Source organism: Streptomyces sp. NPDC088745 (assembly GCF_044751045.1).
In the GTDB taxonomy this organism is placed as follows: Bacteria; Actinomycetota; Actinomycetes; order Streptomycetales; family Streptomycetaceae; genus Streptomyces; species Streptomyces cremeus.
The window spans coordinates 114141-133620 of the sequence record NZ_JBIVLB010000001.1 but is presented as its reverse complement, the minus strand read 5'-3'; the positions used below and the strand labels follow the sequence as shown (position 1 = coordinate 133620).

General features: G+C 71.5%; 19 protein-coding genes and 1 tRNA gene. 8 read left to right on the top strand and 12 right to left on the bottom strand.

What is annotated here, in order from left to right:
- Window positions 1-53 precede the first annotated feature (53 nt).
- Window positions 54-644 (top strand): Uma2 family endonuclease, encoded by a 591-nt coding sequence (locus ACIP93_RS00555; RefSeq protein ID WP_401754106.1) that lies wholly within the window; start codon window positions 54-56, stop codon window positions 642-644.
- Between the two features lie 102 nt (window positions 645-746).
- Here ACIP93_RS00555 and ACIP93_RS00550 read toward each other — a convergent pair whose 3' ends face one another.
- Complete coding sequence (locus tag ACIP93_RS00550; RefSeq protein ID WP_401754103.1) at window positions 747-1454, bottom strand: TetR family transcriptional regulator; 708 nt, start codon at window positions 1452-1454, stop codon at window positions 747-749.
- Window positions 1451-2491, bottom strand: coding sequence for an acyl-CoA desaturase (locus tag ACIP93_RS00545; RefSeq protein ID WP_401754100.1), 1041 nt, complete (start codon window positions 2489-2491; stop codon window positions 1451-1453). The genes ACIP93_RS00550 and ACIP93_RS00545 overlap by 4 nt, the downstream gene beginning before the upstream one ends.
- A gap of 264 nt (window positions 2492-2755) precedes the next feature.
- Here ACIP93_RS00545 and ppc point away from each other — a divergent pair, with 264 nt between their 5' ends.
- Window positions 2756-5485 (top strand): phosphoenolpyruvate carboxylase, encoded by a 2730-nt coding sequence (ppc, locus tag ACIP93_RS00540; RefSeq protein ID WP_345222130.1) that lies wholly within the window; start codon window positions 2756-2758, stop codon window positions 5483-5485.
- Window positions 5486-5548: 63 nt separating this feature from the next.
- Here the strand turns inward: ppc and ACIP93_RS00535 are convergent, their stop codons facing one another.
- The gene (locus ACIP93_RS00535) at window positions 5549-5761 is read right to left on the bottom strand and encodes a hypothetical protein (protein WP_401754097.1); all 213 of its coding nucleotides are present in this window, start codon (window positions 5759-5761) and stop codon (window positions 5549-5551) included.
- Window positions 5758-6009: a hypothetical protein gene (locus ACIP93_RS00530; protein ID WP_401754094.1), complete on the bottom strand. Its 252-nt coding sequence runs from the start codon at window positions 6007-6009 to the stop codon at window positions 5758-5760. The genes ACIP93_RS00535 and ACIP93_RS00530 overlap by 4 nt, the downstream gene beginning before the upstream one ends.
- A 79-nt stretch (window positions 6010-6088) precedes the next feature.
- Here ACIP93_RS00530 and ACIP93_RS00525 point away from each other — a divergent pair, with 79 nt between their 5' ends.
- Genes ACIP93_RS00525 through ACIP93_RS00515 form a run of 3 tightly spaced genes read left to right on the top strand, consistent with a single transcriptional unit; the run spans window position 6089 to window position 7348 of the window.
- On the top strand, window positions 6089-6943 hold the full coding sequence (locus ACIP93_RS00525) for a Scr1 family TA system antitoxin-like transcriptional regulator (protein ID WP_401754091.1): 855 nt from the start codon (window positions 6089-6091) through the stop codon (window positions 6941-6943).
- The gene (locus ACIP93_RS00520; RefSeq protein ID WP_401754088.1) at window positions 6927-7142 is read left to right on the top strand and encodes a DUF397 domain-containing protein; all 216 of its coding nucleotides are present in this window, start codon (window positions 6927-6929) and stop codon (window positions 7140-7142) included. Before ACIP93_RS00525 ends, ACIP93_RS00520 begins: the two co-directional genes overlap by 17 nt.
- A gap of 17 nt (window positions 7143-7159) precedes the next feature.
- Window positions 7160-7348 carry a DUF397 domain-containing protein gene (locus ACIP93_RS00515; protein ID WP_401754086.1) on the top strand — a complete coding sequence of 63 codons (189 nt, stop codon included), beginning with the start codon at window positions 7160-7162 and terminating at the stop codon, window positions 7346-7348.
- Window positions 7349-7372: 24 nt separating this feature from the next.
- On the opposite strand, the gene pth is transcribed toward ACIP93_RS00515, so the two are convergent.
- The 6 genes from pth to ACIP93_RS00485 all read right to left on the bottom strand — a co-directional run bounded on the left by pth (window position 7373) and on the right by ACIP93_RS00485 (window position 12556).
- Entirely contained in the window at window positions 7373-8005 is a 633-nt protein-coding gene (gene pth, locus ACIP93_RS00510; RefSeq protein WP_401754083.1) for an aminoacyl-tRNA hydrolase, read from the bottom strand.
- 111 nt (window positions 8006-8116) lie between these two features.
- Entirely contained in the window at window positions 8117-8701 is a 585-nt protein-coding gene (locus ACIP93_RS00505; protein ID WP_401754080.1) for a 50S ribosomal protein L25/general stress protein Ctc, read from the bottom strand.
- A gap of 263 nt (window positions 8702-8964) precedes the next feature.
- Window positions 8965-9942: a ribose-phosphate diphosphokinase gene (locus ACIP93_RS00500; RefSeq protein WP_345222156.1), complete on the bottom strand. Its 978-nt coding sequence runs from the start codon at window positions 9940-9942 to the stop codon at window positions 8965-8967.
- Between the two features lie 102 nt (window positions 9943-10044).
- On the bottom strand, window positions 10045-11493 hold the full coding sequence (gene glmU, locus ACIP93_RS00495) for a bifunctional UDP-N-acetylglucosamine diphosphorylase/glucosamine-1-phosphate N-acetyltransferase GlmU (RefSeq protein WP_401754073.1): 1449 nt from the start codon (window positions 11491-11493) through the stop codon (window positions 10045-10047).
- A 110-nt stretch (window positions 11494-11603) separates the two neighbouring features.
- A tRNA-Gln gene (locus ACIP93_RS00490) sits at window positions 11604-11675 on the bottom strand.
- A 14-nt stretch (window positions 11676-11689) separates the two neighbouring features.
- A complete protein-coding gene (locus ACIP93_RS00485) occupies window positions 11690-12556 on the bottom strand; it encodes a hypothetical protein (RefSeq protein WP_401754070.1) in 867 nt (288 codons plus the stop codon).
- A 165-nt stretch (window positions 12557-12721) separates the two neighbouring features.
- On the opposite strand from ACIP93_RS00485, the gene ACIP93_RS00480 reads away from it, so the two are divergent.
- Entirely contained in the window at window positions 12722-14044 is a 1323-nt protein-coding gene (locus tag ACIP93_RS00480) for a sensor histidine kinase (RefSeq protein ID WP_401754068.1), read from the top strand.
- A gap of 143 nt (window positions 14045-14187) precedes the next feature.
- Here the strand turns inward: ACIP93_RS00480 and ACIP93_RS00475 are convergent, their stop codons facing one another.
- Entirely contained in the window at window positions 14188-14715 is a 528-nt protein-coding gene (locus ACIP93_RS00475; protein ID WP_345222168.1) for an SUKH-3 domain-containing protein, read from the bottom strand.
- A 10-nt stretch (window positions 14716-14725) separates the two neighbouring features.
- Window positions 14726-15382, bottom strand: a complete 657-nt coding sequence (locus tag ACIP93_RS00470; protein ID WP_401755581.1) for a YwqJ-related putative deaminase — start codon at window positions 15380-15382, stop codon at window positions 14726-14728.
- Between the two features lie 407 nt (window positions 15383-15789).
- On the opposite strand from ACIP93_RS00470, the gene ACIP93_RS00465 reads away from it, so the two are divergent.
- Both ACIP93_RS00465 and ACIP93_RS00460 read left to right on the top strand, forming a co-directional pair.
- The gene (locus ACIP93_RS00465) at window positions 15790-16773 is read left to right on the top strand and encodes an HNH endonuclease (RefSeq protein ID WP_345222172.1); all 984 of its coding nucleotides are present in this window, start codon (window positions 15790-15792) and stop codon (window positions 16771-16773) included.
- Between the two features lie 36 nt (window positions 16774-16809).
- Window positions 16810-19449, top strand: coding sequence for an SUKH-4 family immunity protein (locus tag ACIP93_RS00460; RefSeq protein WP_401754064.1), 2640 nt, complete (start codon window positions 16810-16812; stop codon window positions 19447-19449).
- Window positions 19450-19480: the final 31 nt, after the last annotated feature.

The window sequence follows — 19480 nt, the reverse complement described above, 5'->3', positions numbered from 1 at the left end:
GTTGGCGGAAGGGGGCGCAGGATGACGTACGCGCACACGAGGAGTCTCCGGTCATGAGCGACGGCTCCGCCGCCGAACCGGACGAAGTCCTGTGGCGGGCCTGGGAGGCCATGGACCTTCCGGAGGGTTGTCGCGGCGAGGTCGTGGAGGGCGCCATCGAGATCTCGGCGGTCGGGAGCCTGCGGCACGGAGTGCTCCTCAACCGGCTCTGCCGCGCGTTGGACGGACACCTGACCGGGCAGGGCCACCAGGTCTGGGCCGGCGTCATCGTCCTCCACGGCCGCAAGGCCTGGCAGCCCGACCTCGTGGTCGCCCCCATTGACATGGAAGCGGTCGGCGACGAGGACGGCTACGGAATCACGGCGTCCGGTGTCCGCACGGTCATCGAGGTCGTCTCCCCCGGCCGCCAGAACACCCAGCGCGACCGCGTCCGCAAGCGCCGCGAGTACGCCCGTGCCGGAATCTCCGTGTACGTCCTCGTGGACGACTTCGACGGGGACGGGGCGGTCGTCGTGCTCACCTCGCCCGACCCGGCGAAGGCCGCGTACACCGACGAGCACCGCGTCCCGTACGGCAAGGACGCCGTCGTTCCGTCCGGGCCCGCCGAGGGCTTCGTCATCGGGAGCGACCTCACCGGGGCGTGAGCGCAAAGAAGAAAAAGAAGAAGGGGCCGCCCCCGGTGCACACCGGGCGCGGCCCCTTCGTACGAGCACACGAGCACAAGCACGAGCGTCGAGCGACACCGCTCAGTTCCTGCGGTGTCCTATGAGCCGTGGCTTCGACTCCAGGTTCTCCAGGCCGTGCCAGGAGAGGTTCACCAGGTGGGCGGCGACCTCCGCCTTCTTCGGCTTGCGGACGTCCAGCCACCACTGGCCCGTGAGCGCCACCATGCCGACCAGCGCCTGGGCGTACAGCGGGGCCAGTTTCGGGTCGAAGCCGCGGGCCTTGAACTCCAGGCCGAGGATGTCCTCGACCTGGGTGGCGATGTCGGAGATCAGCGAGGCGAAGGTGCCGGTGGACTGGGCGACCGGGGAGTCGCGGACCAGGATGCGGAAGCCGTCCGTGTACGTCTCGATGTAGTCGAGGAGGGCGAACGCGGCCTGCTCCAGGAGCTCGCGGGGGTGGCCGGCGGTCAGGGCGCCGGTCACCATGTCCAGGAGGGACCGCATCTCGCGGTCGACCACCACCGCGTACAGGCCCTCCTTGCCGCCGAAGTGCTCGTAGACGACCGGCTTCGAGACGCCGGCCTTCGCCGCGATCTCCTCCACCGACGTGCCCTCGAAGCCCTTCGCCGCGAACAGGGTGCGGCCGATGTCCAGCAGCTGTTCGCGGCGTTCCGCGCCCGTCATGCGGACACGGCGGGCCCGCCGCGGCACGGTGCGGGGTTTGTCGCCGCTCGCGCTCGGATTCGTACCTGAGGTGCTGCTGCCTTCGGTCGCCACAGGCTCCATCATGCCGTTTCTGTCGCGTTGGTCTTGTCCGGGGCGTCCTGTCCCTTGCGCCGGGAGGCCAGCCGCGACGCCGTCGGCCAGCGGACGTCGTACGCCCAGCCCGCCTGCTCGAACCAGCGGATGAGCCGCGCCGAGGAATCGACCTGACCCTTCATCACGCCGTGCCGCGCCGACGTCGGGTCCGCATGGTGCAGGTTGTGCCAGGACTCGCCGCAGGAGAGGACCGCCAGCCACCACACGTTGCCCGAGCGGTCCCGGGACTTGAACGGCCGCTTGCCGACCGCGTGGCAGATGGAGTTGATGGACCACGTCACGTGGTGGAGCAGCGCCACGCGCACCAGCGAACCCCAGAAGAACGCGGTGAACGCGCCCCACCAGGACATCGTGACCAGGCCGCCGACCAGCGGCGGGATCGCCAGCGAGAGCATCGTCCAGTAGATGAAGTCGCGCGAGATGCGGCTGATCGCCGGGTCCTTGATCAGGTCCGGGGCGTACTTCTCCTGCGACGTCTGCTCCTCGTCGAACATCCAGCCGATGTGCGCCCACCACAGCCCCTTCATCAGGGACGGCAGGTCCTCGCCGAAGCGCCACGGCGAGTGCGGGTCGCCCTCCGCGTCCGAGAACTTGTGGTGCTTGCGGTGGTCGGCCACCCAGCGGACCAGGGGCCCCTCCACCGCCATCGACCCCATGACCGCCAGCGCGATGCGCAGCGGACGCCTGGCCTTGAAGCTGCCGTGCGTGAAGTAGCGGTGGAAGCCGATCGTGATGCCGTGGCAGCCCAGGTAGTACATGAACACCAGCAGGCCCAGGTCGAGCCAGCTCACCCCCCAGCCCCAGGCGAGCGGAATCGCCGCGAGGAGCGCCACGAAGGGGACGATGATGAACAGGAGCAACGCGATCTGTTCGATGGAGCGCTTCGACTCCCCGCCGCGCGTCGCCAGCGGCACCGGAGTGACGGAAGTGGTGGAGGAGCCGGCGGACGGCGTGCTGCCGTCGGAAGACTCCTGGTCCTCATTGAGTAGACCGGGGCTGAGGGTCATGAAGGTCCCCTGGGGGGTGAGGAAGCGGCTGACGCCTTGGCTACGGTTCCGTAACCTACGGCATCGTAAGTATGGCAGCGGTGAAGCCCGCCGCACGAGGCCGACGGGGCCCGGAATCGCGCGGCCGGACCCGCACCGGAATGTGCGGCCCGCCACACGAGGTCGGCGAGTACCCGAATGAGTGGACACATATCCTGGACGCGTCGGACAGCGCGGTCCGAGTTCCTGCCGTTCGCGTAATCCCCACTGCAAGGAGCCGCACCTGTGAGCAGTGCCGACCAGACCCCCAACACCAGCCCCGAGCTGCGCGCCGACATCCGCCGACTGGGCGACCTCCTCGGCGAGACGCTCGTGCGGCAGGAGGGCCCCGAGCTGCTGGAGCTCGTGGAGCGGGTCCGGGCCCTGACCCGTACCGACGGCGAAGCCGCAGCAGAACTGCTCGGCGACACCGACCTGGAAACCGCCGCGCGCCTCGTGCGGGCCTTCTCCACCTACTTCCACCTTGCGAACGTCACCGAGCAGGTGCACCGCGGGCGCGAGATGCGCGAACTGCGCGCCCAGGAGGGCGGGCTGCTGGCCCGCACCGCCGACCTGCTGAAGGACGCCGACCCCGAGCACCTCCAGCAGACCGTCAAGAACCTGAACGTGCGGCCCGTCTTCACGGCCCACCCCACGGAGGCCGCGCGCCGCTCCGTCCTCAACAAGCTGCGCCGCATCGCCGAACTGCTGGAAACCCCGGTCATCGCCTCCGACCGCCGCCGCCAGGACGTCCGCCTCGCCGAGAACATCGACCTGATCTGGCAGACCGACGAGCTGCGCGTCGTACGTCCCGAACCCGCGGACGAGGCCCGCAACGCCATCTACTACCTGGACGAACTGCACGCCAACGCCGTCGGCGACGTCCTCGAGGACCTCGCCGCCGAACTGGAGCGCGTCGGCGTCCAGCTCCCCGCCGGCACGCGCCCCCTCACCTTCGGCACCTGGATCGGCGGCGACCGCGACGGCAACCCCAACGTCACCCCGGCCGTCACCTGGGACGTCCTGATCCTCCAGCACGAGCACGGCATCGAGGACGCCCTGCAACTGGTCGACAAGCTGCGCGGACAACTGTCGAACTCGATCCGCTACACCGGCGCCACGGACGAACTGCTGGAGTCCCTCCGGGCGGACCTGGAGCACCTCCCCGAGATCAGCCCCCGCTACAAGCGCCTCAACGCCGAGGAGCCCTACCGGCTCAAGGCCACCTGCATCCGGCAGAAGCTCGTCAACACCCGCGAGCGCCTCGCCAAGGGCGCGCCCCACCGCCCCGGCTGCGACTACCTCGGCACCGGCCAGCTCATCGACGACCTCACCCTCATCCAGACCTCGCTGCGCGAGCACAAGGCGGGCCTGTTCGCCGACGGCCGCATGGACCGCACCATCCGCACGCTCGCCGCGTTCGGCCTCCAGCTCGCCACCATGGACGTGCGCGAACACGCCGACGCCCACCACCACGCCCTCGGCCAGCTCTTCGACCGCCTCGGCGAGGAGTCCTGGCGCTACGCCGACATGCCCCGCGAGTACCGCCAGAAGCTCCTCGCCAAGGAACTCCGCTCCCGGCGGCCCCTCGCCCCCGTGCCGGCGCCCCTCGACAAGGACGGCGAGAAGACCCTCGGGGTGTTCCTCACCGTCAGGGAGGCCCTGGAGCGCTTCGGGCCCGAGGTCATCGAGTCGTACATCATCTCCATGTGCCAGGGCGCCGACGACGTGTTCGCCGCCGCCGTGCTGGCCCGCGAGGCCGGACTGGTCGACCTGCACGCCGGCTGGGCGAAGATCGGCATCGTGCCGCTGCTGGAGACCACCGACGAGCTGCGCGCCGCCGACGTCATCCTCGACGAGATGCTCGCCGACCCCTCGTACCGTCGACTCGTCTCCTTGCGCGGTGACGTGCAGGAGGTCATGCTCGGCTACTCCGACTCCTCCAAGTTCGGCGGCATCACCACCTCCCAGTGGGAGATCCACCGCGCCCAGCGCCGCCTGCGCGACGTCGCCCACCGGTACGGCGTGCGCCTGCGCCTCTTCCACGGCCGCGGCGGCACCGTCGGCCGCGGCGGCGGCCCCTCCCACGACGCGATCCTCGCCCAGCCGTGGGGAACGCTGGAAGGCGAGATCAAGGTCACCGAGCAGGGCGAGGTCATCTCCGACAAGTACCTCGTCCCCTCGCTGGCCCGCGAGAACCTGGAGCTGACGGTCGCCGCCACCCTCCAGGCGTCCGCCCTGCACACCGCCCCCCGCCAGTCCGACGAGGCGCTCGCCCGCTGGGACGCCGCCATGGACACCGTCTCCGAGGCCGCCCACACCGCGTACCGCAAGCTGGTCGAGGACCCCGACCTGCCGACGTACTTCCTCGCCTCCACCCCCGTCGACCAGCTCGCCGACCTGCACCTGGGCTCACGGCCCTCCCGCCGCCCCGGTTCCGGCGTCTCCCTCGACGGCCTGCGCGCCATCCCCTGGGTGTTCGGCTGGACCCAGTCCCGCCAGATCGTCCCCGGCTGGTACGGCGTCGGCTCCGGCCTCAAGGCACTGCGCGAGGCCGGTCTGGAGAGCGTCCTGGAGGAAATGCACGAGCGCTGGCACTTCTTCCGCAACTTCCTCTCCAACGTGGAGATGACCCTCGCCAAGACCGACCTGCGCATCGCACGTCACTACGTCGACACGCTCGTCCCCGACGAGCTCAAGCACGTCTTCGACAGCATCGAGGCCGAGCACGCGCTCACCGTGCAGGAGGTGCTCAGGATCACCGGCGGCAGCGAGCTGCTGGACACCAGCCCGGTCCTCCAGCAGACCTTCGCCATCCGCGACGCCTACCTGGACCCGATCTCCTACCTCCAGGTCGCCCTGCTCAAGCGCCAGCGCGACGCGGCGGCCGCCGGCCAGGAGCCCGACCCGCTCCTCGCCCGCGCCCTGCTGCTCACCGTCAACGGCGTGGCGGCGGGCCTGCGCAACACCGGCTGATCACTCGGCGACACGCGAGAAGGGCGCCCCCGGAATGCTCCGGAGGCGCCCTTCTCGCGTTGCTCAGCGCAGCGCCCTGCTGTGTTCGTTGGCCGCCGCGACGCCCGCGCGGATGCGTTCCGTCGTGGAGGCCGTACGCACCCGTTCCGGCGGCACGTCCCACTCCCGGCCACCGGCCAGGGGGCGCAGTCGTACGTACGGGCCTTTGCGGCCCATGAGCACCCCGACCCGGCCGTCCCGCTCGTCCACGACGACGGTTCCCGGTGCGGGGGTCACCGCGCGGCGGCCTTGTCCAGTACGCCGACGAGCAGCCGGACGGTCGTCGCGTTGGCCCGGCCCAGCTCGATGAGCGGGCGCGCGGGGACCGCCGTGCAGGAGGGCAGGTCGACGCGCAGGGACGGCAGGGTGATGCCGTGCCGGGCCAGGATTTCAGCCAGTTCGTCGGTGAGGGCGTACGCCTCGGCGGTGGGGTTGTCGCTGAACGCGTCCGAGGGGGAGGGGAGTTCCCTGTTTTCCTGGTTCATGCCTCAAGCCTGGACGAGCGGGGCTACGGTGAGTAGTGCTTCGTAGCCAACAGTGATTTTGCGGGTGGAGGGGTGCGCGATGACCGCACAGCACGACCAGAACGCCGGGCCCGATCCGTACACCTCCCCGAAGACCTTCTACGGGTCCGAACTGCGCCGCCTGCGCGAGGCAGCGGGCATGTCGCAGACGGAGTTGGGGGAACGGTGCTTCTGTTCCGGTACCTACATCGGACAGTTCGAGGCGGCGGTGCGCAGGCCGCAGCCGGACCTGTCCCGGATGTTTGACGAGGTCTTCGGCACGGGCAGGCACATGCAGCGGCTTTGCGAGCTGGCGCGGAAGTCGAAGTACGCGGATTACTTCGCGGACGCGGCGGAGCTGGAGAAGCTCGCGCTGACCATCAGCGAGTACACGCCGATGCTGGTGCCTGGCCTATTGCAGACCGAGGCGTATGCGCGGGCCCTCGCGCGCACCACGATGCCGTTCGCCACGGACGAGGAGATCGACCGGAACGTCGCAGCGCGAATCGAGAGGCAGAAGATCCTCCAGGGACCAACTGCGCTGCTGTTGTGGGAGATCATCCACGAAGCCGCGCTTATGGTGCCGGTCGGCGGACCGCAAGTGATGCGCGAGCAACTGGAGCACATCCTCCAAGTGGTCGAGAAGTTGCAGGTGGTGGTGCAGGTACACCCCCTTGAAGCGGGTCCCCATATCTTCATGAACGGACTCGTCTCGCTCATGACGTTCCACGACGCACCCCCCGTCGCGTATGTAGAAGCGCCGTACACCGGCCAACTCCTGGACGAATCACCGGTGGTGGGTCGATACCAGTCGGCATACGATCTGGCGAGGGCCGTCGCATTGCCACTGGAGGCGTCTCTCGACCGGATCGCATCAATGGCTGAGGACTTCGCGAAACATGAGCACCACACTTGATCTGAGCAACGCCGTATGGCGGAAGTCGTCGTACACCAACCCCGACGGCGGCAACTGCGTCGAGATCGCGGAGGGCTTCCCGGGCGTCATGCCCGTACGCGACAGCAAGCGCCCACAGGGGCCCGCGCTGGTTCTGCCGATCGGCCAGTGGGCCACCTTCGTAGCAGCCGTCAAGAACGGACCCTTCACCGGCAACTGACCGACCAGGGAGCCCAGATGGAACACGGCACGTGGCGGACCTCCTCGTACACCAACGGCGACGGCGGTGCCTGCGTCGAGATCCAGGACGACCACCCCACCCACATCCCCGTCCGCGACACCAAGGACCGGACTGGGCCCGTACTCCAGCACACCCGCCCCACCTGGGCCCTGTTCGTCGACGCAGTGAAGAGTGGAGCCCTCTGACGCGAGTCGAAGGGCCCCAGCACCTCACGAGTTGTACGTCGACTGCGCCCGCTCCAGGCCCTCGATCACCAGGGCCTCCACGGCGTCCGCCGCGCGGTCCACGAAGTAGTCCAGCTCCTTCTTCTCCGCGCCGGAGAAGTCCTTCAGGACGAAGTCGGCGACCTGCATCCGGCCCGGCGGGCGGCCGATGCCGAAGCGGACCCGGTGGTAGTCGGGGCCCAGCGACTTCGTCATCGACTTCAGGCCGTTGTGGCCGTTGTCGCCGCCGCCCAGCTTCAGGCGCAGCACGCCGTAGTCGATGTCCAGCTCGTCGTGGATCGCCACGATGTTCGCGACGGGCACCTTGTAGAAGTCACGCAGCGCCGTCACCGGGCCGCCCGACAGGTTCATGTACGAGAGCGGCTTGGCGAGGACCACCCGGCGGTTGAACGGGCCCGGGGGACCGACCCGGCCCTCCAGGACCTGCGCACGCGCCTTGTGGGACTTGAACTTGCCGCCGATCCGCGAAGCCAGGAGGTCGGCGACCATCCAGCCCACGTTGTGGCGGTTCGCCGCGTACTCGCCGCCCGGATTGCCCAGGCCCACCACCAGCCAGGGGGCCGACGGGTCAGGGGCGGCCGGGGAAGCCGGGGAGGCGGCCCGGCTCGGGGTCGTCATCTGCATGTCTCCTTACGTCCTGCCGGTGGCCCGTACATACGGAAGCCGCCGCCCCGCACCCCGAAGGGCGCGCGGCGGCGGCCGAAACCGTACAACGGAAAGCTACGGGGCTCAGGCCTCGGAGCCCTCGGCGTCGGCGTCCGCGGACGGCTCCTCGGCCTGCGCGGAGACGACCTGGATGACGACGGCGTCGGCGTCGGTCACCAGCGTGGTGCCCTCGGGCAGCGTGATGTCCTTGGCGTGGATCGCGTCACCGGCGTCCAGACCCTGCACCGAGACGGTGACCGACTCGGGGATGTGCGTGGCCTCGGTCTCGACGGAGATCGTGTTCAGCACGTTCTCCAGGAGGTTGGAGCCCGGCGCGAGGTCGCCCTCGGAGATGACCGCGACCTCGACCGTGACCTTCTCGCCGCGCTTGACCGCCAGCAGGTCGACGTGGGTCAGGGTGCGCTTGATGGCGTCACGCTGGACGGCCTTCGGGATGACGAGCTCGTTGCGGCCGTCGATGTCGAGGGAGATGAGCACGTTCTGGGTCTTGAGCGCCATCATGAGCTCGTGGCCCGGCAGCGTGATGTGCACGGTCTCGGCGCCGTGACCGTAGATGACACCGGGAACCTTGCCGGCGCGACGGGTCTGGCGGGCGGCACCCTTGCCGAAGTCGTTGCGGACCTCAGCGGCGATCTTGACTTCAGCCATGATTGCGCTCCTCGTAAATGGTGGAAACGGGGTAGGTCGTCACCCGGCCACACGAACGGCCCGCTGCGGAGCCTGCTACGAAGAGCGCGTCGATAACGGAGAGCCTCCGGGGCCTCCCTCGCCGAGCAACCTCGCCACTGTACCCGGGCCTGCCCCGGACAGCCCAATCGATCATCCGCCCCGTACGGGGAAGGGCCGCCCGGTGGCGTACCGGGCGGCCCTTCTCCGTACAGCTACGACGTACCAGGAACAGCTACGGCGTACTAGGACTGCTCCTCGAAGAGGCTCGTCACCGAACCGTCCTCGAAGACCTCGCGCACCGCGCGCGCGATCGACGGGGCGATGGACAGCACGGTGATCTTGTCCATCTCCAGGTCGGAGGGGTCCGGGAGGGTGTTCGTGAAGACGAACTCGCTCACCTTGGAGTTCTTCAGCCGGTCGGCGGCCGGGCCCGACAGGATGCCGTGCGTGGCCGTCACGATGACGTCCTCCGCGCCGTGCGCGAACAGGGCGTCGGCGGCGGCGCAGATCGTGCCGCCGGTGTCGATCATGTCGTCGACCAGGACGCAGACGCGGCCCTTGACCTCGCCGACGACCTCGTGGACGGTCACCTGGTTGGCGACGTCCTTGTCCCGGCGCTTGTGCACGATGGCCAGGGGGGCGTCCAGCCGGTCGCACCAGCGGTCGGCGACGCGCACGCGGCCGGCGTCCGGGGAGACGATCGTCAGCTTGGAGCGGTCCACCTTCGCGCCCACGTAGTCCGCGAGGACCGGGAGCGCGGTGAGGTGGTCGACCGGGCCGTCGAAGAAGCCCTGGATCTGGTCGGTGTGCAGGTCGACGGTGAGGATGCGGTGCGCGCCCGCCGTCTTCAGCAGGTCGGCGACCAGCCGGGCCGAGATCGGCTCGCGGCCCTTGTGCTTCTTGTCCTGACGGGCGTAGCCGTACGACGGAACGATCACCGTGATCGAACGGGCCGAGGCCCGCTTCAGCGCATCGATCATGATGAGCTGTTCCATGATCCACTTGTTGATGGGAGCCGTGTGGCTCTGCATCAGGAAGCAGTCGGCGCCGCGCGCGGACTCCTGGAAGCGGACGTAGATCTCACCGTTGGCGAAGTCGAAGGCCTTCGTCGGCACGACGCCGATGCCCAGCTGATGTGCGACCTCCTCGGCCAGCTCGGGGTGTGCGCGGCCGGAGAAGAGCATCATCTTCTTCTCGCCGGTCGTCTTGATCCCGGTCACAGCACGGTCTCCTCAGAGTGTTTCTGGCCGCCGCAGCCTGCGAGCCAGCCGAAATGGTGTGCGTCTATCACGGTACGCGGTGCGCGGAGCACCCGTTTCCGGTCAGCTTTCGTCGGTGGACTCGGCGGAGGCGGCCTGGGCGGCCTGCGCGGCGGCGCTGCCGGGGCGCTTGCGGGCCACCCAACCCTCGATATTCCGCTGCTGGCCCCGCGCCACGGCCAGCGAACCGGCCGGCACGTCCTTGGTGATCACGGACCCGGCGGCGGTGTACGCGCCGTCCCCGACAGTGACAGGCGCCACAAACATGTTGTCGGAGCCCGTGCGGCAGTGCGAGCCGATCGTGGTGTGGTGCTTGGCCTCGCCGTCGTAGTTCACGAAGACGCTGGCCGCGCCGATGTTGGTGTGGTCGCCGATCGTCGCGTCGCCGACGTAGGAGAGGTGCGGCACCTTGGAGCCCTCGCCGATCGTCGCGTTCTTCGCCTCGACGTACGCGCCGATCTTCGACTTCACGCCGAGCTTGGTGCCCGGACGCAGGTACGCGAACGGGCCGACGCTGGCGGCCGCGCCGATCTCCGCCCGCACGGCGACGGTGTTGTCCACGCGCGCGCCGATGCCGACCGTGGTGTCGGTGAGGCGGGTGTTCGGGCCGATCTCGGCGTCGGCGGCGATGTGGGTGTCGCCCAGGAGCTGGGTGCCGGGGTGGACGATCGCGTCCTGGCCGAAAGTGACCGTGCAGTCCACGAAGGTCGACTGCGGGTCGATGATGCTCACGCCGGAGAGCATGGCCGCTTCGAGGAGGCGGGCGTTGAGCAGGCGGCGGGCCTCCGCCAACTGCACGCGGTTGTTGATGCCCAGGATCTCGCGGTGGTCGGCGGCGACGGACGCGCCGACGCGGTGGCCGGCCTCGCGCAGGATGCCGAGCACGTCGGTGAGGTACTCCTCGCCCTGGCTGTTGTCGGTGCGCACCTTGCCGAGCGCGTCGGCGAGCAGCTCGCCGTCGAAGGCGAAGACGCCGGAGTTGATCTCGCGGATGGCGCGCTGGGCGTCGGTGGCGTCCTTGTGCTCGACGATCGCCGTCACGGCCTGCGTCTGCGGGTCGCGCACGATGCGGCCGTACCCGGTGGAGTCCGGGACCTCGGCGGTCAGCACGGTGCAGGCGTTGCCGTCGGCGGAGTGGGTGGCGGCGAGGGCGGTGAGGGTGTCACCGGTCAGCAGCGGGGTGTCGCCGCAGACCACGACGACCGTGCCGGACGGGCTGCCGCCGAGGGCCTCCAGGCCCATGCGCACCGCGTGACCGGTGCCGAGCTGCTGCTCCTGCACGGCGGTGTGCGCGTCGGCGTCGATCTCGCCGAGGTGGGCGACGACCTTCTCGCGGGCGTGGCCGACGACGACGACCAGGTCGGCCGGGTCCAGCTCGCGCGCTGCGGCGACGACATGACCGACGAGCGAGCGCCCGCTGATCTCGTGCAGGACCTTCGGGGTGGCCGACTTCATGCGGGTGCCCTCACCCGCTGCGAGGACGACGACGGCTGCCGGGCTGTTGGCGCTCACGGTGGTGCCCTTCGGCTACTACGGGGGGTGGACTTCCGCAGGATACCGGGGGGTTACGAGGGGGAAACGAGTGCGGGTCCCGACCGAGAGGCCAGGACCCGAACTTGCTGCTCCGCCGGCTGGATTCGAACCAGCGTCTCAAGGCTCCAAAGGCCTGCGGGATGCCGCTACCCCACGGCGGATCATTGCGTAGACCTTACCCGAGGACTCCCGGGTAGTTGGCAATGATCCCGGCCCACCAGCCCTCGATGCGCTGGTAGAGCTGTGCCCCTTTGGCGACGCGGACGACCAGGCACCCCCGGTAGTCGTCGCCCACGTTCTTGCGGACCGTTTTCGGGTTGTGCTTCTTGAGGGTCGTCCTGGCCAGAGCGGAGACTTCGACCCCCGCCAGGTCGGCCCAGTAGCGTTCGGCCGCGCTCACGTCGGCCAGCTCATGGATCATCACGCGGTACTGGATGCGCTCGCTCGCGATGCCCAGCAGGGCGAGCCAGGCCAGGTAGACCCGGATCATCCCCGGGTCGCTGTTGATGAAGGCGACGGTCTCGCGGCGTGCGTAGGGCTTGTCCTTGGTGCCTTCGGACCAGTACAGCCCGACCCCGAGCAGGAACAGTTCACGATCCGTGAGGGTGCCGATCTCGTCCCGGGCGGCCTGCTTGGTGCGCGCCCTCTCTGCTTCGCGGACGGCGTTCTCGTGTTCCCAGCGCTTCTGGCCCGCGAGCCTGGCTCGTTCCGAGGGGGTGCCGCGATCCGGTTTCGGCAGGTCGCGTACCCACAGCGAGATCGAACTCTTCGAGCAGCCCAGCTCGACCTGGATCTCGTCGTACGTCATGCCTTCCAGACGCAGTTCGCGCGCCCTCTCGCGGAGGTCGTCCTTCGGGTGGGGGCGCTTGGTCCACTCCGGGGCCTGTTCGCCGTCGAGGAGGCGGTTGAGGAGGTCGTTGTTGTCGACGTGGATGCGGTCGCGGATCTGACGGCGGCTGAGGCCGTCGCGGCGCAGGGCGATGGCCTGGGTGCGCAGTTCCTCGAAGTCCGCGTACTTGTTGCGCGAGGGTGTGGTCGCCATGCGGGCAGCTTTGTTCGCTGAGTGGACGTGTGTGCCGGGTTCGGTGGGGATTCATGTGTCCGGGTGGTGTGGGGGTGTTCCGGTGGCCGTGTGATCTTTTCTGTGCCTGACCGGGCTGGAGAAGTCGCAGGAAACGGGGCGGGGGTCGCCCGTAGGCTGGTTCGCATGACCGTTACGGGGGAGAGCCGGGGCGACGCGGACCTGACCAGTCCGCGGTTCTGGTGGTGGGAGCGGCGGCGCGGTGTCGTGCTCGATGCCGGGCTGGCCGTGGTGTCGGCGGGCGAGTGCGTGGTCGAGGGGCTCTCGTTCGCGAACGAGACCGGGGTGCCGACGGTGCTCGGCGTGCTGCTTGGCCTGGTGGTCGGGTCGTCGCTGCTGGTGCGGCGGCGGTGGCCGATCGCGGTGGTGCTGGTGTCGATCGCGGTGTCGCCGGCCGAGATGGGTTTCCTGCTGAGCATCATCGGGCTGTACACGCTCGCCGCGTCCGAGGTGCCGCGGCGGATCACCGCGTTGCTGGCGTCGATGTCGTTCGTGGGGACGCTGGTGGCGTCGTGGGTGCGGCTGCGGACGCTGGCGGGTGACGATGCCGCCGAGTTCGACCCGGGGGTCGGGTACACGGCGGTCATCTCGTTCGTGCTGGCGCTGGGGATGGCGGCGCCGCCCATGCTGCTGGGGCTGTACATAGGGGCCAGGCGGCGGCTCATGGAGAGTCTGCGGGAGCGGGCGGACTCGCTGGAGCGGGAGCTGTCGCTGCTCGCGGACCGGGCCGAGGAGCGGGCGGAGTGGGCGCGTACGGAGGAGCGGACGCGGATCGCGCGCGAGATGCACGACGTGGTGGCGCACCGGGTGAGCCTGATGGTGGTGCACGCGGCGGCGTTGCAGGCGGTGGCGTTGAAGGACCCGCAGAAGGCGGTGAAGAACGCCGCCCTGGTCGGGGACATGGGCCGGCAGGCGCTGACCGAGTTGCGGGAGATGCTCGGGGTGCTGCGGTCGGGCGAGGGGGTGCGCGGTGCGGCGGCCGGGCCGGGCGCCGCCGAGGGGCCGGTGCCGTTGGCGGCGGTCGGGGCCGCGGCGGCGGCTGCCGCGGCGGCCGCCGAGGGCGGGCCGTGCCTGGCGGACGTGGAGGCGCTGGTCGAGCAGTCGCGGGCGGCCGGGATGGTGGTGGAGCTGTCCGTGGACGGGGAGCCGGCCGAGTGCGGGGCCCTGGTCGAGCAGACGGCGTACCGGGTGGTGCAGGAGGCGTTGACGAACGTCCACAAGCACGCGGCCGGGGCGAAGGTCCGGGTGCGGCTGGCGTATCGCGAGGGCGAGGTGGCGATGCAGGTGGAGAACGGGGTGTCGGACGCGGGGGCGGTCGAGGTCGGCCTGCCGAGCGGCGGGAACGGCCTGGTGGGGATGCGGGAGCGGGTGAACGCGCTGGGGGGTGTGTTCGTCGCGGGGGGTACGGAGGCGGGCGGCTTCCGGGTGTCGGCGGTGCTGCCGTTGTAGGGAGGGGTGCGGTGGTGGGGGTGTCGCGGTAGTAGGGGGGGCGCCGCCGCTGTGGGGGGTACGGGGTGGCTCGGCCCCGGCGGGGCGGGCGTCCGGGGCCGGGGCGGGCGGGGGCCCCGGCCCGCCCGTGCCGCCCCGGGGTGTCAGGTGGTCAGCCGGGGCGGCTGGGTGCCGGTTATCAGGGTGGCGAGGGCCGCGTCGAGGGTGTGGCCCAGGTACCAGTCGCCCGTGTGGTCGAGGCTGTAGACCCGGCCCTCCGCGTCGATGGCCAGGGTCGCCTGGGGGACGCCGGCGGGGGTGGCCTCCTGGCCCAGGGGGCAGATCCCGGTGTCCAGGGCGCGGCCGAGGTCCGCGAAGGTGCGGGCCAGGTGGAGCCCGTGGAGGGGGTCCAGGTGGACCGCGCTGGGGGCGATCTGGCGGCCCGCCCCCGGCGGGTTGATGTGCAGGCCGCCGAATTCCGCCCAGGCCTCGACCGCCGCCGGGAAGACGGTGTGGTGGTGGCCGGCGGGGGAGACGTGGGCGCGCAGGGTGTCGGCCCAGTGCTCGGCCTGCTTTATGTCCCAGCGGCCCGGCTGCCAGCCCGCGTCGCGCAGTGCCGCGTCGACGGCGACCGGGAAGCGGGTGGTGCTGGTGTTGAGGTGTGCGGGCCCGTTGGGGGCGGTGGGGGGCATGGGGTGCGGATCAGCCCTTCTCGGCGGTGGGGTCCACCGGACGTACGCCGAAGTGGGCGAGGAGCGGTGCGCAGGAGCGGCAGGGCGGTGCGTAGCTGCCGTGCAGCGGGTCGCCGTCCTCGCGGATGCGGCGTGCGGTGAGCTTGGAGTGCTTGAGCGAGCGGCGTGCCTCGTTCGCGGTGAGCGGTTTGCGGGCGGCGCGCTTGGAGCGGCTGGACTCGGCGGCGGTGATGTGCCGGGAGAGCAGGATCGCCTCGGGGCAGCGGCCGGTGGCGCGGGTGCGCTGGTTGCTGGTGAGGGTGTCCAGGAAGTCCTGGACGAGGGGGTGCAGGGCGGGCGGCTGGTCGCCCTTGCCCGCGGTGCAGGTGAGCGTGTTCGCGCCGCGCACCGACAGGGCGGCGGCCACGGTGGGCAGTATGCCGTCGCGGCGGTGCCGGAGGGTGGGCGGCGCGGGCGGGGCGCCGGTGCTGCTCCAACTGAGCCGGGGGTCGCCGGAGGGGCGGTCCGCCGGGGACGCCGGGGGTGCCGCTGATGCCGACGGCGTGGGTGGTGCCGGTGCCGGTGGCGTCGCGTCGCGCTTGCCCGTGAGGTGGATCGTGGGATGCGTGGTGGCGCTTCCTGGTGTGCTCGCGACTCCTGACGTCTCTGTTGTCCCCGTTGCCCGCATCGTGAGCGGGTTTCCTGTTTGTGCAGTGTGCATGGTGGTGCGTTCCCTCCCTGCAATCCCCCGAGTTGCGGGGACAGCCTGCCAAATGTGCCCTGTCGTGGGGAAGCTGGGGCACCGGTTCGGCCTAGTGCCCCGATCCGGGCCCTTGTGCGCGCCCCCCTGAGAGACCCCGGTGCGGGTGATTGCGCACGCCTTTTCCGCAGGGCGCGGACGGGGTGCGGACGGCTTGCGGGCGGGGCGTGCGGGGACCCCGGGACGCCTGCGCGTGACGGCCCGTGGAGGGGCGGTCCACCGCCGGTCACGGCCCTTTCGTACGAGCGTCACACCCGCCCCACGGGGGCGGTCCCCCTGTTGCCCCACCGCATAGGCTGTGGTGAATCCGCCGGACGCAGCAGGGGGCAACAGCCATGACGACAGGTCGGCTCGGGCACGAGGCCGCGCCACCGAATGCGGCCTACGCCGGGCAGCTCGTGAACTTCCCGGACCCGGTCCGGGCCGCCCGCCACCCCCAGGGGGTGCGGGTGGACGACGAGGGTTTCCCGGACTTCTCGCCCTACGCCCGCGCCGCCGCCGAGATCGCCGAGCCCCCCGAGGGCTTCGGCGTGGACGAGCTGCGGCTGACCGACTACGTGTCGGCCAACGCCGCCCTGCACGCCGACGGCCACGAGCTGTGGGAGACCCTCGACCCGGTCGCCACCCCGCACGGCTGGACCTGGCACCACGTACCGCACACCCGGCGCATGCACCTGGTCCCGGTCGAGGTGAAGGCGCTGCTGCGGCACCACGGCGGACTCGCGACGACGGCGGTCGACCAGGACAAGCGCGGCACCCGCCCGCTCGCGGAGACGCGGCCCGTGCACTTCGGGCTGCCGAAGGGAACGGTCGCGGTGTCGGAGTCCCAGGTGCTGGGCGTGGAGGAGGACCTGGGCTACCGGCTGCCCGGCGCCTACCGTTCGTTCCTGAAGGCGGCGGGCGGCTGCGCGCCCGTCGGGGCGGCGCTGGACGCGGAGTTGGGCCTGCTGGTCGACCAGCCGTTCTTCACGGTGCGCGACGAGGCGGGCGTCAACGACCTGGTGTACGTCAACAAGTGTCTGCGCGATCACCTGACCAAGGACTACCTCGGCGTCACCTTCGTGCAGGGCGGGATCCTCGCCGTGAAGGTGCGCGGCGAGAACACCGGCTCGGTGTGGTTCTGCGCGTACGACGACGCGCGGGACCAGGACGGCTGGTCGGTCCAGGAGCGGGTGGAGCGGCTGCTGCTGCCCTGCGGCGACGACTTCGACGAATTCCTCCAGCGGCTGGCGGGCAGCCCGCCGGAGTTGCAGACGGTGGCCGACCTGATGGTGGACGGCGGTTTCGCCCGCGTGGTCCCCGTCGCCGACGAGGTGTGACGTGACGAGTACGAGTACGACGGGGGTGACGGTCCGATGGTGACGTTCGCGCAGGCGCAGGAGCGCGCAGACGAGTGGGTCAACGGGGACGTGCCCGCGTACCAGCACCGTGAGGTGCGGGTGCGGGAGTTCGACCTCGGGTTCGTGGTGTGGGCGGAGGACCGGGAGAACGGTCCGGTCTCCGACGGCGGCCGGCAGCGCCTGGTCATCGCCCGCGACAGCGGTGAGGCCACGCTGTGGCCGGAGATGCCGGTGGGCGAGGTGATCAGGCGGTACGAGGAGGCCTACGGCAGCCCGGCGGGCGAACCGGACGAGCCTGTTCCGGCACCGCCGCAGCGCGTCGACCTGCAACAGACGTCCTTCCTGCTGACGCCGCCGGAGTGGTTGCAGGAGGCGGCGGACCGGGCGGGCGTACCGGACCGGAGGCCGTCGGGGTCGGCCGGTTCGGGGTCGTCCGGTTCGGGGTCGGCCGGTTCCGGGGAGGCATCCCGGACGTCCGGTTCCGCGGCGGCTTCGGCCTCCGCTTCTTCCTCCGTTTCCGGTACGGAGAGCGGTTCCGCTTCGGGTACGGGGACGGGTGCGGGGTCGCCCGCCGGGGCCGGTTCGGGCCCCGGCGCTTCCGGTACTCCCGCTCCTCCCGCATCTCCCGCTTCTCCCGCCGGGGCGACCCCGTGGGCCGGGACGGACACCAACTCCTCGGACGCGGGCGGGGTTCCGCTGCCCGCCACCGTGTTCGCGCCCCCGCTGGTCGGGGCGGACGACGACGACACCCCGCCGCCCGGCGTCGGGCCCGAGGCCAAGACCTCGCTGATCCAGGGCGGCAGCCGGCTCCCCAGCACCGCCGTGGCACCGGTGGTGCCCGACCCGTCGGCCCCCCAGCCGCTGCCGGGAGCGGGTTCCGCTTCGGGGCCCGCAGCCGGTTCCGCTACGCCGCCGCCGGGCGCTTCGTCGGCTCCTGGAGCCCCGGGGGCCTCTGGGGCTCCTGCGGCCCCCGGTGCCCCCGGTCGTCCTGGTCTTCCCGCCGGGGCCGAGGACATCGCCGACGCCGCGACCAGCAAGGCCACCCTGCCGCCCGGCGCCCGGCGCGGCGGCGCCTCGACGACCCCGCCGCCGCCCGGCGCGCCCGGTACCCCGGGCGCCCGTCCCGGCGCGATGCCTCCGCCCTCGGCACCGGGGGCTCCCGGCGCTCCGGCGGGCGGTTACGTACCGACGGCCCTGGTTCCGCATCTGGGCTCCGGCGGCGGACCGGGCTCCCCGCAGCAGCCCGGCCGGCCGGGTCCGGTCGGTCCGCCCGGCCCCCCGGCCGCTCCCGGGTCGACGCCGCCGCCCGGCGGGGGAGTGCACCACGCGGCGACGATGCTCGCCGGTCCGCCGTCCGCCGGTGGCGGGATGCGGCCTCCGGGCCCGCCCGGCGCTCCGGGCGCTCCGGGCGCGCCGCAGCCTCCCGGCCCGCCCGGGTCGACGCCGCCGCCCGGCGGGGGAGTGCACCACGCCGCGACGATGCTGGCCAGTCCGCCGCCCGGCGGTCCCGGGGCTCCGCAGCCGCCCGGCCCGCCCGGTGCGATGCCGCCCCCGCACGGCTCGTTGCAGCCGCCGCCCGCGAACATGCCGCCGCCGAACATGCCGCCCCCGCACGCCGTGCACCAGCCGCCGCCCGCCTACGGCTACCCGCAGCAGCCCCCGCCCGGACTGCCCACGGTCGGCCCCGGCTACCAGGCGGTGCTGCGCTACCGCGCCCAGGACGGCTCCGAGCAGCAGCTCATCCGCCGCAGCGCGCCCGGCACCCCGCACCCCGAGTGGCAGATGCTGCACGAGCTGCGCGCGATGCAGGTCCCGCCGCAGCAGGTGCTCGAACTGCACACGGAGCTGGCGTCCTGCGAGCTGCCGGGCGGCTACTGCGCGCGGATGATCCGCGAGACCTGGCCGCAGGTGCGGATCACGAGCGTCGCTCCGTACGGTACGGACCACACCTCGCGCCAGCAGGGCATGCGGCACCTGCTCACCCACCAGGGCGAGCTGCACCAGGTCGCCGACGGTCCGGCGCGGCCGGCCCCTGTGCGGGCGCCGCTGCCGCACCCGAGCCAGTTGCCGCAGATCCCGCCGGTGGGTCCGGACGGGGTGGCGCACGAGCTGGTCTCGGCGTTCGGGCCGCAGGCGGTCTTCCGCTTCGACCAGAACGCGGTGTCGCGCCAGGGCGTGCCGGAGGCGGTGGCGGTGACGCTGATGTGGGCCGGGCTGCCGGTCGACTTCGGGCCGTTCTTCTGGGCGCAGGCCGTGCCGGGGCAGCCGGTGCCGACGCTGGCCGAGCTGGCCCAGCAGCGCGGGGTGCAGCCCGCGTCGGACGCCGGGTCGTACCTGGTCATGGGGTCGGACTTCGGGCGTGCGCTGTGCGTGCAGTACGGCTCGGCGAACATCGTGGCCGTGCCGGTCGAGGCGGGCCCCGGCGGTGCGCCGGTGCCGCCGCAGTTCGTGAACACCGGCCTGCCCGAGTTCGTACGGTCGCTTGCCCTGCTGGGACGGATGTGGCGGCTGCGGTTCGGGCTCAATCCCGAGCAGGCCGGGCGCTGGACCGTGGACTTCCAGGCACAGTTGGCGGCGCTGGACCCGGCGGCGCTGGCGTCGCCGGAGAGCTGGTGGTCGGTGCTGCTGGAACAGATGTGGGACGGATTGCTGTAGGGCGCGGCCGTCGCGGGACCGGGGCGTACGA

Excerpts from the sequence above, each read along its gene's own strand:
- ACIP93_RS00555 (WP_401754106.1), top strand. The coding sequence starts at position 54 with ATGAGCGACGGCTCCGCCGCCGAACCGGACGAAGTCCTGTGGCGGGCC.
- ACIP93_RS00550 (WP_401754103.1), bottom strand. The coding sequence starts at position 1,454 with ATGATGGAGCCTGTGGCGACCGAAGGCAGCAGCACCTCAGGTACGAAT.
- ACIP93_RS00545 (WP_401754100.1), bottom strand. The coding sequence starts at position 2,491 with ATGACCCTCAGCCCCGGTCTACTCAATGAGGACCAGGAGTCTTCCGAC.
- ACIP93_RS00530 (WP_401754094.1), bottom strand. The coding sequence starts at position 6,009 with ATGAACCAGGAAAACAGGGAACTCCCCTCCCCCTCGGACGCGTTCAGC.
- ACIP93_RS00525 (WP_401754091.1), top strand. The coding sequence starts at position 6,089 with ATGACCGCACAGCACGACCAGAACGCCGGGCCCGATCCGTACACCTCC.
- ACIP93_RS00520 (WP_401754088.1), top strand. The coding sequence starts at position 6,927 with ATGAGCACCACACTTGATCTGAGCAACGCCGTATGGCGGAAGTCGTCG.
- ACIP93_RS00515 (WP_401754086.1), top strand. The coding sequence starts at position 7,160 with ATGGAACACGGCACGTGGCGGACCTCCTCGTACACCAACGGCGACGGC.
- pth (WP_401754083.1), bottom strand. The coding sequence starts at position 8,005 with ATGACGACCCCGAGCCGGGCCGCCTCCCCGGCTTCCCCGGCCGCCCCT.
- ACIP93_RS00505 (WP_401754080.1), bottom strand. The coding sequence starts at position 8,701 with ATGGCTGAAGTCAAGATCGCCGCTGAGGTCCGCAACGACTTCGGCAAG.
- ACIP93_RS00485 (WP_401754070.1), bottom strand. The coding sequence starts at position 12,556 with ATGGCGACCACACCCTCGCGCAACAAGTACGCGGACTTCGAGGAACTG.
- ACIP93_RS00480 (WP_401754068.1), top strand. The coding sequence starts at position 12,722 with ATGACCGTTACGGGGGAGAGCCGGGGCGACGCGGACCTGACCAGTCCG.
- ACIP93_RS00475 (WP_345222168.1), bottom strand. The coding sequence starts at position 14,715 with ATGCCCCCCACCGCCCCCAACGGGCCCGCACACCTCAACACCAGCACC.
- ACIP93_RS00470 (WP_401755581.1), bottom strand. The coding sequence starts at position 15,382 with ATGCGGGCAACGGGGACAACAGAGACGTCAGGAGTCGCGAGCACACCA.
- ACIP93_RS00465 (WP_345222172.1), top strand. The coding sequence starts at position 15,790 with ATGACGACAGGTCGGCTCGGGCACGAGGCCGCGCCACCGAATGCGGCC.
- ACIP93_RS00460 (WP_401754064.1), top strand. The coding sequence starts at position 16,810 with ATGGTGACGTTCGCGCAGGCGCAGGAGCGCGCAGACGAGTGGGTCAAC.